Annotated in this window: 13 protein-coding genes; 2 read left to right on the forward strand and 11 right to left on the reverse strand. The window is 37.5% G+C overall.

Annotated features, from left to right (window positions below):
• Nucleotides 1–5 precede the first annotated feature (5 nt).
• A complete protein-coding gene (locus CLOS_RS14040; RefSeq protein ID WP_012160502.1) occupies nucleotides 6–539 on the reverse strand; it encodes a spore maturation protein in 534 nt (177 codons plus the stop codon).
• Nucleotides 536–1,108, reverse strand: coding sequence for a nucleoside recognition domain-containing protein (locus CLOS_RS14045; protein ID WP_012160503.1), 573 nt, complete (start codon nucleotides 1,106–1,108; stop codon nucleotides 536–538). Before CLOS_RS14045 ends, CLOS_RS14040 begins: the two co-directional genes overlap by 4 nt.
• A 189-nt stretch (nucleotides 1,109–1,297) precedes the next feature.
• On the opposite strand from CLOS_RS14045, the gene CLOS_RS14050 reads away from it, so the two are divergent.
• Nucleotides 1,298–2,731, forward strand: coding sequence for a nicotinate phosphoribosyltransferase (locus CLOS_RS14050; RefSeq protein WP_012160504.1), 1,434 nt, complete (start codon nucleotides 1,298–1,300; stop codon nucleotides 2,729–2,731).
• 152 nt (nucleotides 2,732–2,883) lie between these two features.
• Nucleotides 2,884–3,123 carry an AbrB/MazE/SpoVT family DNA-binding domain-containing protein gene (locus CLOS_RS14055; RefSeq protein WP_012160505.1) on the forward strand — a complete coding sequence of 80 codons (240 nt, stop codon included), beginning with the start codon at nucleotides 2,884–2,886 and terminating at the stop codon, nucleotides 3,121–3,123.
• Nucleotides 3,124–3,209: 86 nt separating this feature from the next.
• Here CLOS_RS14055 and rsmI read toward each other — a convergent pair whose 3' ends face one another.
• The 9 genes from rsmI to CLOS_RS14100 form a co-directional block, all read right to left on the reverse strand.
• Nucleotides 3,210–4,055, reverse strand: coding sequence for a 16S rRNA (cytidine(1402)-2'-O)-methyltransferase (gene rsmI, locus CLOS_RS14060; RefSeq protein ID WP_012160506.1), 846 nt, complete (start codon nucleotides 4,053–4,055; stop codon nucleotides 3,210–3,212).
• Nucleotides 4,048–4,815, reverse strand: a complete 768-nt coding sequence (locus CLOS_RS14065) for a tRNA1(Val) (adenine(37)-N6)-methyltransferase (protein WP_012160507.1) — start codon at nucleotides 4,813–4,815, stop codon at nucleotides 4,048–4,050. Before CLOS_RS14065 ends, rsmI begins: the two co-directional genes overlap by 8 nt.
• A 283-nt stretch (nucleotides 4,816–5,098) precedes the next feature.
• Nucleotides 5,099–5,317, reverse strand: coding sequence for a hypothetical protein (locus CLOS_RS14070; RefSeq protein ID WP_041719418.1), 219 nt, complete (start codon nucleotides 5,315–5,317; stop codon nucleotides 5,099–5,101).
• 336 nt (nucleotides 5,318–5,653) lie between these two features.
• Complete coding sequence (locus CLOS_RS14075; RefSeq protein WP_012160509.1) at nucleotides 5,654–6,445, reverse strand: hypothetical protein; 792 nt, start codon at nucleotides 6,443–6,445, stop codon at nucleotides 5,654–5,656.
• 144 nt (nucleotides 6,446–6,589) lie between these two features.
• Nucleotides 6,590–7,627, reverse strand: a complete 1,038-nt coding sequence (locus tag CLOS_RS14080) for an anti-sigma factor domain-containing protein (protein WP_012160510.1) — start codon at nucleotides 7,625–7,627, stop codon at nucleotides 6,590–6,592.
• Nucleotides 7,602–8,354, reverse strand: coding sequence for an RNA polymerase sigma factor SigI (gene sigI / locus CLOS_RS14085; protein ID WP_012160511.1), 753 nt, complete (start codon nucleotides 8,352–8,354; stop codon nucleotides 7,602–7,604). The genes CLOS_RS14080 and sigI overlap by 26 nt, the downstream gene beginning before the upstream one ends.
• A 214-nt stretch (nucleotides 8,355–8,568) precedes the next feature.
• Nucleotides 8,569–9,957: a Na+/H+ antiporter NhaC family protein gene (locus CLOS_RS14090; RefSeq protein ID WP_012160512.1), complete on the reverse strand. Its 1,389-nt coding sequence runs from the start codon at nucleotides 9,955–9,957 to the stop codon at nucleotides 8,569–8,571.
• Between the two features lie 13 nt (nucleotides 9,958–9,970).
• Nucleotides 9,971–10,534 carry a chromate transporter gene (locus tag CLOS_RS14095; RefSeq protein ID WP_012160513.1) on the reverse strand — a complete coding sequence of 188 codons (564 nt, stop codon included), beginning with the start codon at nucleotides 10,532–10,534 and terminating at the stop codon, nucleotides 9,971–9,973.
• Nucleotides 10,531–11,082, reverse strand: coding sequence for a chromate transporter (locus tag CLOS_RS14100; RefSeq protein ID WP_012160514.1), 552 nt, complete (start codon nucleotides 11,080–11,082; stop codon nucleotides 10,531–10,533). Before CLOS_RS14100 ends, CLOS_RS14095 begins: the two co-directional genes overlap by 4 nt.
• Nucleotides 11,083–11,196: the final 114 nt, after the last annotated feature.

Below are 11,196 nucleotides of genomic sequence, written 5' to 3' on the forward strand. Positions count from 1 at the left end.
ACAAATTATAAAAAGAAATAAGTACAAATAACCAGGGCTGCCACCATAGATGCTAGATGCGATATGAGGGCAGCTCCTACTACGTGCCTGCCTCTCCTTATGCCTACAGAGCCAAAATATACACCCATGGTGTAGAAAATAGTCTCTGCAGAGCCCATCATTGTAGAGCTGAGTCTTCCAATAAAACTATCCGCACCATAGGTATTTAAAATATCCTTTAAGATGGCCAATGCACCACTCCCGGAAATAGGTCGCATGATGACTAAAGGAAGTACCTCTGCCGGAATCCCGATCCAAGCCATGATCGGCTCTGCTCCCTTAATTAAATAATCGATGGCACCGGATTTTCTCATGAAGCCAATGGCAATAAAAATAGCCACCAAATAAGGCATTAAAGATATGGCAGATTTGAATCCATCGGCTGCTCCTTCTACAAAGGCTTCGTATAGATTCACTCTTTTAATCCATCCATGTATCAATATGATCGTCATCATTACGGGAATTGCTATGATAGATAAATAGCTGAGTATTCTGATCATTTTTTTACCTCCATTATTTTACATGCAATAATTCCTACCACAGTGGATACAATAGTAGCTAAAATTGATGTGATGATAATTTCTGATGGATTGTTGGAGCCTGCATCGGATCTTAGTTTTAATATGGTCAGAGGAATTAGTTGAATGGAAGACATGTTAATCACTAAAAACATGACCATGGCGTTGGTTGCTGTTTTTTTGTCTGGGTTTAACTTCTGCAATTCTTCCATGGCTTTTAGTCCAAGGGCTGTAGCGGAATTTCCGGCACCAAACATATTTGCAACCATGTTCATCATCATAGCTCCTATTGCAGGATGGTTCTGTGGCACCTGGGGAAACAGAACCCGAGTTATTGGCTTCATCAATTTTGCAAAGCTATTAATGAGTCCAGATTTCTTGGCAATATTCATCAGTCCAAGCCAGAAGGACATAATTCCAGTTAAACCTATGGCAAATACAATGGCTTCTCCGGTATCATGTATAATGACATCGTTTATGACTTCAGGCTTCCCTGTGAGTACGGCAACTGCGATTCCTATTAATATCATCACGATCCAAATTACATTCATTTATGTGCATCCTTTCTTGTTTTAATCTATTATATGATGGGAGGCTTTTCCCATATGTGGATTTGGATCATGCCCCTAGATTCGTTAAAAATTTGACTTTGTTGGCTATTATTAGGTAACTTTGATATAATAGATAGAAATTAGTCACATGGTGTAATATTACAAATTTAACCAAAGGAAGGTATAGAAATGAAAAATTTGACTCTGCTGACAGATCTCTATCAGCTCACTATGATGAATGGGTATCTTAAAAATGGCGCTGATGAGAATGTTGTCATCTTTGATCTTTTCTTTAGAACGAATCCTTGTAACAATAGCTATACGATGATAGCGGGAATTGAACAGGTCATCGATTATATCGAAAACCTTAAGTTCGATGAAGAAAGTCTCGTTTATTTAAAAGGACTCAATCTTTTTGATGATGAATTTATTGACTATTTAAGAAATTTCAAATTCACTGGAACGATTTATGGCGTTGACGAAGGAACTGTAATGTTCCCTTACGAACCCATTTTAAGGGTAAAGGCGCCTGTGATACAAGCTCAATTAATTGAAACGACTTTATTAAATATAGTAAACTTCCAATCCCTGATCGCTACAAAAGCTGCTCGTATCTGCTCTGCTGCAGACGGAGATCCAGTTTTTGAGTTCGGTCTGAGACGTGCTCAAGGTCCAGATGCTGGTGTTTATGGTGCTCGAGCTGCAGTTATTGGTGGTTGCGTGGGGACTTCCAATGTTCTTGCAGGTAAAAGGTTTGATATTCCTGTGGTCGGTACCCATGCTCATAGCTGGATTCAATCCTTCGATTCAGAACTAGAAGCGTTCCGTGCCTATGCCCGGTCCTATCCAAATAGCACTACCCTCCTTGTAGATACTTACAATGTTCTGCACAGCGGCGTACCGAATGCGATTACTGTTTTTAACGAATTGAAAGAACAGGGATATGAACCGAAAGGAATTCGAATCGACTCTGGCGATATCGCTTATTTATCTAAGGAAGCCCGTAAAATGCTGGATGCTGCTGGTCTCCCAAATGTTAAGATTACAGCATCCAGTGACTTAGATGAAGATGTGATCAATAATTTAAAATTACAAGGTGCGGCCATTGATTTCTGGGGTGTTGGCACCAATCTCATCACATCCAAAAGCTGTCCTGCCTTAGGTGGTGTATATAAGCTTTCTGCAATTGAAGTGGATGGCCAAATTATTCCTAAGATTAAGATTTCTGAAAATCCTGAAAAAATTACGAATCCTGGTTATAAAAAAGTAGTCCGTATTTATGATAAAGAAAATAAGAAAGCACAAGCCGATTTGATTATGTTAGATTCGGAAGAAATTAACACCAATGAGCCCCTAACGATCTTCCACCCGATCTATACATGGAAAAAGAAGACCTTTAGAAATTATGAGACCAAAGACCTTCTCGTTCCAATTTATGAACAAGGAAAATTGGTTTACGAAAGAAAGACCATAAAAGAAATAAGGAAACATGCGCAAAGTGAGTTGGATTCCCTGTGGCCTGAATATCGCCGTTTAAATAGACCGCAACTGTACAAGGTTGATCTTTCTAAAAAACTTTGGGATTTAAAAAACCAAATGATGGATCAGTTCCGCGAAGAATAATTATTATTATTTTCCAATTTCCTATTGACTAATAATGGAATAATTGGTATTCTTTAAAGGAAGGTTGTCGAATTATGTAACATAGAGTATTTTTTTCTCCTATGTTGTATTATATGAATCTTATATTTCACTAGAAAGAAGGGGGATTTCAATTGAAATCAACAGGTATTGTAAGAAAAGTAGACGAACTTGGTCGGGTGGTTCTACCCATCGAACTTAGAAGAACATTAAATATTGCAGAAAAGGATGCTTTGGAAATCTATGTAGATGAACAAAACATCATTTTGAAGAAATATGAGCCAGCTTGTATATTCTGCGATAATGCTAAAAACATTACCCTTTATAAAGGAAAAAATATCTGCGGCGATTGCTTTGCAGAACTAAAAAAATAGTCTTCATTATGTAATATACTCTTCTTGTAAATTACATTTAAAAGAGCCCTTTCTGGGCTCTTTATTTTTCTGCTTCTTAAATTGAGTTATAAATCTAAGGATTCCTTATATACCTCTCGCTTTGAAATATTTCTAAGTCGAGCAACTTCTTTAATTGCCGCTTTCTTGTCCATTCCCTGCTCTATGAACATCAATATATGCTCTTTCATGGGGATTTCCTCAAGTCTACTCTGCTCTTCTAAAAGCTTTTCCTCTAAATTTGCACCTTCACATAGAACGACCATTTCTCCCTTGGGTGGATTCTGTTCTAAATGGGCTATGATTTCCGATAAGCTGCCACGGATGAACTCCTCGTATTTTTTCGTCAGCTCTCTTCCTACAACAGCTTGCCGATCTCCGAATATATTTAAAACATCCGCCAATGTGCTGAGAATTCGATGAGGCGCCTCGTAGAAAATCAATGTCCGATCTTCTTTTCGGATCAGCTCCAATCTCTTTTTTCTATTTTTCTTGTCTCGATCTAAAAATCCTTCGAAGGTAAATTTGTTCGTATCCAATCCAGATGCTACTAAAGCCAAAATTGATGCCGTAGCTCCCGGTAAAACATAGAATGGGATTTCTTCCTCAATGCATAATTTTATAATATCTGCACCAGGGTCCGATATCCCTGGCATTCCAGCATCTGAAACTAGGGCGATGTTTTCTCCCTCTAAAAGCTTATGGATTAATATTTGCCCTTTTCCTTTTTTGTTGTGCTCGTGGTAGCTGATTAAAGGTTTTTGTATTTCAAAATGATTCAATAGCTTTAGCGTATGTCTCGTGTCTTCCGCAGCCACTAAATCTACAGCCTTCAATGTGTTCAGCACTCTGATTGTAATATCCTCCAAGTTTCCGATGGGTGTAGGGCAGATATAGAGCGTACCCTTATTCATTTACCTCATCCCCTTTCTCTATTTCAGTCCTGCCGTAGATTTTGAATATTTCCTCTGTATAGCTTCCATCCTTATGGTATACGTATAGGGGATCCAATATTTTAAGCTCTGGCTTTGCTGCCTTTACGCATTCTATCAGCAGTAGGTTTGGTTTTTTATCGTAGGTAGGGTGGATTAATTGTAGTTTTTTAGGCTCCAATTTATACTGCCTGCAATAAACCATGATGTCTGCTAAACGTATGGGGCGGTGTACCATAAAAAATTTCCCATTATGCTTTAAAAGTCTAGAAGCCGTTCGAATTACATCCTCTAAGGTACATTTCACCTCATGACGGGATATGGCTTTTTTGTCCTCTATGTTCAATAATCCTTCGGGGTGCATATAAGGTGGGTTTGAAGTTACGACATCATAGCCATTTACGTCTAGATTTTTTTCTGCATCTTTCAAATCCATATTCAGTACATGAATCCGATCTGCTAAATGGTTCAGCTGAACGCTGCGCTGGGCCATATCCGCTACCTCTTTTTGTATTTCCAGGGCCGTAATGTGGCTGGTTTGGCTTTTCCCTGCCAGTAAAATAGGGATGATCCCTGTTCCAGTCCCTAAGTCCACAACCTTCGCATTCTTTTTTAAAGTTACAAAGTTCGCTAATAAAACTGCATCGATACCGAAGCAAAATCCCTTTGGATTTTGTATGATTTTTAAATTATTTATTTGTAAATCGTCCACTCTTTCATAATCCTTGACCAAGTTTTCCATTTTAATTCTCCTTGCTATAATTTGTGCAATGGCTCGCAGCGCGAATGTCTTCTCTTCCGTTTAATATTAACATTTTATCATTGCTCTTAGGTTCTATCAAGGAGCCTCTGATTTTCATTGCAACATATAACTTGCTCCCTTATGCTGTTATACTTAGTTTAAAGCTTTCCTTTAAGCTTTCAGTGCTCAAATAAAGCTTATTCGACTAGGCTCACAAATTTTATGTCCACTCAACTCTAGATAAAACTTGGAGTTTCAAGTGCTCAAAAAAAAATGATGAGACTTAATCTGTCTCATCATTACAATATATATATTTGTAGGAATAACTATAGGGTTCTTCCATCTTTTGTGAGGACTTGCTATACAACTCATTCATATCCAACTCCGAGACTTTCTCACTAAAAATGTACTCTAGAACATTTTCGATAAAATTTTCACAAATGCAACCAGTATTGCTCATCGTTTCTTCTTCTGTCCAAAATACCATTTCCTCCAGTAACATAGTACTATCCCCTATCTTCGTTATATTTTCTAGCACCTCTATATTAAATTCATAAGAAAAAAGGTATAACACCTCGTTACTTTCATTATATACTCATGTTATTTTTTTAACAAGTAGTTTTTGCTATTATTATTTATTTTTGTATAAAATTTTAAATGCTTCTTTACTATACCTATGAAAGGATTCCTCATAGAATTTACCACTTTCAATTTCTTATATCTACCACATTACTTCTTGAAGTTTAGGTAGTTTTGGACTTTCAGTGCCAAGTTGCCCGCATTAGCCCCATAATAAACACAGGTAGCACAACACCGTTATGCTACCTGCTTCTATATCCTATTTAATTCGAATGGATGTAACCTTGTTGTCTTCTACATAGATTATTACTTCTTCGTCTAATTCAATCTTAGAGAGATTTACATCCTTGTCTACGGAAAACACTTTAATGTCGTTCTCTATTTTAATGATAATCAAAGGATTTTTTCCTTCATATTTAGCAAGAATCTTTCCTTCTATTCTTCGATCCTCTGTATCTTTAATGCCCTCTATCAGTGTTACTTTGTCATTATCTAAGGTAAGCTTTACTTCCATTCCATTTTCTAAATCATCCAGCTTTGATTTTTCTCCATTCATTTTAACTACAACATTGGAATCTAATTGGTACTCAACGGTTTTCTCATCTTTATAGAGATATACTTTCTTTTGATCCTTTATTGCTACTAAAAACTTTCCGTTCACAGTATACTGGGCATCTTCTGTTCTTGTAGCTTTCAGTTCTGTAACGGTATTATCCTTGTCTAGTTTGATAGCAACCTCATCGCCTTTTCTAAGGTCTTCAAATTTTATATCTTTTTTATCTAATTGAATTTTAGCTTTTTCTGAAACTAGTAGGTTGAGTAACGCCGTTCCGTCTTCAATGGTTATTCTTCTTTCCTTAAGGTCTATTTCTTTTATCGTTGCCTCATATTCCTTGTTGTCCTTTTCCTGTTGAATAAATTTCTTCTGGATTCCAGGAGGCAAACCGCCCTTCTTAGCTAATCCTGGTGGTATGTGTTGTGCACTTACTGAAGAGACTCCCATCATTAACGCTAAACATAAAGTTGTTAAGCTGACCAAATGCTTTTTCATTTTTCATTCCTCCTAAATTTTATATTCTAGTATGTATCCTTAGAGCCTTTAAATCCTACTCTATTAAATTAATACGGCTACCTAAAATTTTTAGGTAGCCTTTGAAGGGAAAGAATGTAACTTTTTTAAAAGTATTTTCTCATTTTAATTTTTCTTGTTTTTTTCTTTTTGCTTATTTTCTTTTTCATGACCTTTATTCTCTTTATCACTGTTCTTCTCTTCTTTTTTTATGTCTCTATTTTTTAATTCTTTTTCCCATTTTTCTTGTTCCTTCTTCTGTTCTTTCTTTTTCTTCTCTTCTTCTTTGAGCTGTTTCTCTATATGCTTCTCATTCCTTTTAATTTCTTTCTCTGTTTCTTTTTTCTGTCTTTCTTGTGCTTTTTCAAGTTCCTGATTCTTCTTGATTTCTCCCTTAAGCTCTTTTTCTATATTCTTCTCTATTTCCTTCTGCCGCTTTTCCTGCTCTTTCTCCCGCTCTTTATCTCTCTTATCTTCTTCTTTTATTGTCTTTTCCATCCGTTTTTCTGCTTCTTTTTTCCCAACTGAAATTTTCTCTCTATGAGCCTCTTTCAAGGTCTCTTTATTGGATGAAATAGATGTAATCTCTATTTTTTCTCCCGTATCCTTCGAAGAAAGCTCTATTTTCTCCATGGCCTTTGTAATAACTTCTTCGACTTCTGTATCTTCGACATTATCTTTCAGCTTTACGGATGCGATTAAAATATAGTTTTCTTTCGTCTCTTTTATATACCCCTCCGCCCTTGCCATTCCAACTAAAGCTTCTAACCCTTTGTCCAAAGGTTTATTTTTTAGTTCTAATAAAGGAAGGTTTTTAGCATCTTCATTAAGGGCTACAGCGTTGATGATATGATTCATTCGATTGACTTTTAATTCGATACTTGGATTTATATCCACCGAAACCAGAGCCACTGCTTTATAGTTTGTATCCCATAGATCGATGCCGTAAAATGAGGTTGCAATCAATAGAAATAGGGCAGCAGCAACCATTGAAATCCTTCTAAAGCTGAGATTTCTTTCCTTTATGATATCTCTTTCTTCAAAATATATTTCCATCCCTTCTTTTAATCCATTGAATTTCTTTACTTTTTGAAATGAAGAATCCTCCAGCATTACGATCAGCATATTTTCCCTAACTTCAATTATACTTCCTCTGTAAATCACTTTCTTCCCTCCCTTCAGCGTTTAAAATATATCTTTTCAGTGTATCTAGATCGCTTTCTAGTATTAATATCACAGCAATAATAAATTTTCTACTCCTCTGTATTACCTTTTTACTGACCTTCAGATTCTCCATAATATCCTTTGTTGGCAAATTCTTGGTATTCAATACTTTATTACAAAGCTCTTTATGCTCAACTATGTATCGAGCTATTTTTATGGCCATTTTTCTTGTATCTTCATGCTTCGGTGCCTCATCTACGAGATTCTCCAGTGAAACGCCGAACGCCTCCATACTCCGTATCAGCTCTCTTAGATCTAATTTCATCTCTAGTTCCGATTCGAAACCATCTACAGCCATGATATGTTCTGCCGTAGTCTCCAAATCGTTTTCTAGTTGACTGACAAAAACCTCCTTGGAAGTCTTGGATGCTTTTCTATGGGCATCGATCAATCGACTTTTGATGACGAGGGACGCAAAGGTTAAAAAATTCCCCTTATGCTCTTGATATTTTTCTATTGCTTCATTAAAAGCCATGAGTCCAGCACTGAAGGCATCATGGTTTTCTACGTCCACATAAGCCCCAATATGATTGGAAATAACCTTCTTTATAAAAGGAATATATTCCTGTATCAATCTATTTTTATCTTCTTCATCACCAGCTTGTATATGCTTTACACGTTGCTCCAAAGTTTCTTGCTTATTAAAAAACTTGAGAAGTTTAGCCACCGATGTCCCTCCTCTTCTCATATAATACGGTATCTTTAAAATATTTAAGTTCTCCTAAAAAAATTCTTACTCCATAAAAGTAAGAATTCTATCTTCAATATTTAATCTCTATGCCTTACACCTCATGTGTTTAACTATACCATAAGACGTGGATAGATTCTACTTTTCTGTAGGGTTGGTTTCTGGAAATGAAATCCTAAGGTTATTTCCCTGCCTAGGAACGAGAGGCTTCCATGGATAAATTTTTTCTCTTGAGGCTTATTACGTACTCCACCAATATCATCACCAAGGGATTGATAAAGCATAGCACGGCAAATGGTGCGTATTGTAGCGCAGATATGCCCAGAATTGAATTTACAATGATCGCATTGACGTTCCACGGCATCAGTGGTGCAATGACCGTACCTGTATCAGCTACCGTTCTTGCCAGTACGGCTGGCTCTATGTTGCGCTCTGCAAATTTATCCTTTGTTGTTTTTACAGGAATGATGATGCCCGCAGTTTGGTCACAAGTTGCTGTTGTAATTAAAGCGCTGAGTAGCCCTGTTTTAGCAATGAGCGCAAACCTGCTGTCCTCGTCCTTAAACAAGTGATTTAAGAGGGGCTTCAATAGATTACCCTTTTCAAAAAGGCAGCTTAAGGCAACACTTCCCGTTATGATGAATACGATTTCTACCATTCTCATCAGCCCTCCACCGGATACCAAGGCATCCAGCTCCGCCATTCCTGTTTGAGATTCATATCCCCAGAGGATGGATTTGATTAAAACAGCAGGGCTGATTTTTTGAACAAAGATCCCGACCAGCGCTGCAAGCGCTACGCCGATGGACATATTATAGATGGTTTTCACTCCGTAAAATGCAAGGATGATCACCAGTATCGGAAATAATAAAAGGTAGGGTGATGTTACCATAGAATTTTGAATCAAAGTTTGATATTCATGAACCTTGCTCATATCCCCACTGCTTACATAGACCTTACCAATAAGATAATAAATCACTGTCGATAGGAGTATGGTTGGCAGTAATGTTTTAATCGCAGCCTTTATGTAATCTAAATAGCTGGATTCTGTTATCCCCAGGGTTAAATTGTTAAGAGAAGATATGGGTGCTATTTTATCTGCAATAAAGGCGCCAGAAATTACTGCACCCAGGGTTACATGGGTCGGTAGCATGAACCCATTTCCAATGGTCACCATCGCTAAACCGATGGTGCTGATGGTTCCAACAGCTGTACCCATTACATATGCCAGAATCAGTGTAAATAGAAAAGCTAGAACGATGAAGTTAAAGGGCTGAACGTAGCTAAATGCATAATATACAATATTGGGAACGACACCGGAAGCCAACCAAGTAGATACCGTTGCCCCCATCATTAATATTACAGCAAACAAAGATCTGCACTCTTTAATTCCCTCTAGGACAGAGCGCCCCAGTTCTTTAGGGTCGTACCCATTTCTTAGCAGTATTACTAAAGTGAATAGGGAAGCTGCTGAAAATGCAAAAACAAGGGATATATTAAAAACAATAGCCATAGCGATTAGCGAAAATGTTACCGCAGCAATGGCTATTGTGCCTACCATAGAAACCTTCTTTTCTCTCATGATGCCACTCCTTTTATAATTTCAATACGATCCCTACAAGCGCCGCTGCTGATAAATATACGATGGGATGCTTTTTATATTTGCTGACTAAGTACAGAATAATTGAGAACAGTATGACAGCCTTTACATTCAATATCGCAAATACATTTCTTGTGGCCTTATATTCTTCTACATGAAGCAAAGCAATTTTAGCTACCTCAAAGCTGACAGCTCCTATTAAGCCTGCCACTGCTGGACGAATTCCAGAAAAACCAGCCTTTACGATGGGGTTCTCGCTAAATTTACTAAAGTAATGGGCGATAATAATGATGATGATAATAGAGGGCGCTACGATTCCAACGGTAGCTGCTGCCCCTCCAGCTACACCACCGACGATATGCCCTACGAAGGTAGCTGTGTTGATTCCGATGGGTCCCGGTGTGGATTCTGAGATGGCGATCATGTCCAGTAGCTGCTCATGGGTAATCCACCCGTATTGATCGATGAGCTGTCTCAAAAAGGGCAGGGTTGCAAGTCCTCCGCCTACAGAAAATAATCCAATTTTAAAGAATTCAAGAAATATTTGAATATAGATCATCTTTTCTCCCCCTTCATTGCATCGTTTCTTCCTTTTATAATACCAGTGAACGCTGATAAAAGGATGATGAGAATCGGAGAAACATCCATCCATACAATGACTACAAATGCAGCAATAAAGATTGCAATACCTGTCCAATCCTTCACGGTTTGCTTCATCATCTTATATACGGTATGGGTAATTAAAGCAACTACGGCTACACGAATCCCTCCGAAGGCATGTTGCACTATTGTATTTTCTTGAAAATGCATAAAGAATTTCGATATTAAGGTTATTATGATTAAAGACGGAAATACCACGCCCATGGTTGCGACGATGCCACCTAGGACCCCTTTTCTTTTATAGCCAATGAAGGTTGCCGTATTCACAGCAATAATGCCTGGCGTACATTGACCGATTGCATAATAATCTATAATTTCTTCATCCGTTGCCCAATTCCGTTTGTTCACTACTTCCTCCTGTATAATCGGCAGCATTGCATAGCCTCCACCGAAGGTAAATGCACCAATGCGAAAAAATATGGTGAACAATTCCCATAGTTCGTTCATCTATCCTGTCCCTCCACTCTGCAAGATTGACTCTTTATTCAAGTGACTGCAATCCTATATTCTATAACTTTCATTATACTATTTTATCCTTAGAATTATAAGGGTCTATCATAA

Origin of the sequence: Alkaliphilus oremlandii OhILAs (assembly GCF_000018325.1) — a bacterium.
GTDB lineage: Bacteria > Bacillota > Clostridia > Peptostreptococcales > Natronincolaceae > Alkaliphilus_B > Alkaliphilus_B oremlandii.

Bases quoted from the DNA above. Each gene is read 5' to 3' on its own strand.
- CLOS_RS14045 (WP_012160503.1), bottom strand. From the start codon at position 1,108: ATGAATGTAATTTGGATCGTGATGATATTAATAGGAATCGCAGTTGCC.
- CLOS_RS14100 (WP_012160514.1), bottom strand. From the start codon at position 11,082: ATGAACGAACTATGGGAATTGTTCACCATATTTTTTCGCATTGGTGCA.
- rsmI (WP_012160506.1), bottom strand. From the start codon at position 4,055: ATGAATAAGGGTACGCTCTATATCTGCCCTACACCCATCGGAAACTTG.
- CLOS_RS14075 (WP_012160509.1), bottom strand. From the start codon at position 6,445: ATGAAAAAGCATTTGGTCAGCTTAACAACTTTATGTTTAGCGTTAATG.
- CLOS_RS14095 (WP_012160513.1), bottom strand. From the start codon at position 10,534: ATGATCTATATTCAAATATTTCTTGAATTCTTTAAAATTGGATTATTT.
- CLOS_RS14040 (WP_012160502.1), bottom strand. From the start codon at position 539: ATGATCAGAATACTCAGCTATTTATCTATCATAGCAATTCCCGTAATG.
- CLOS_RS14090 (WP_012160512.1), bottom strand. From the start codon at position 9,957: ATGAGAGAAAAGAAGGTTTCTATGGTAGGCACAATAGCCATTGCTGCG.
- CLOS_RS14050 (WP_012160504.1), top strand. From the start codon at position 1,298: ATGAAAAATTTGACTCTGCTGACAGATCTCTATCAGCTCACTATGATG.
- CLOS_RS14065 (WP_012160507.1), bottom strand. From the start codon at position 4,815: ATGGAAAACTTGGTCAAGGATTATGAAAGAGTGGACGATTTACAAATA.
- CLOS_RS14070 (WP_041719418.1), bottom strand. From the start codon at position 5,317: ATGTTACTGGAGGAAATGGTATTTTGGACAGAAGAAGAAACGATGAGC.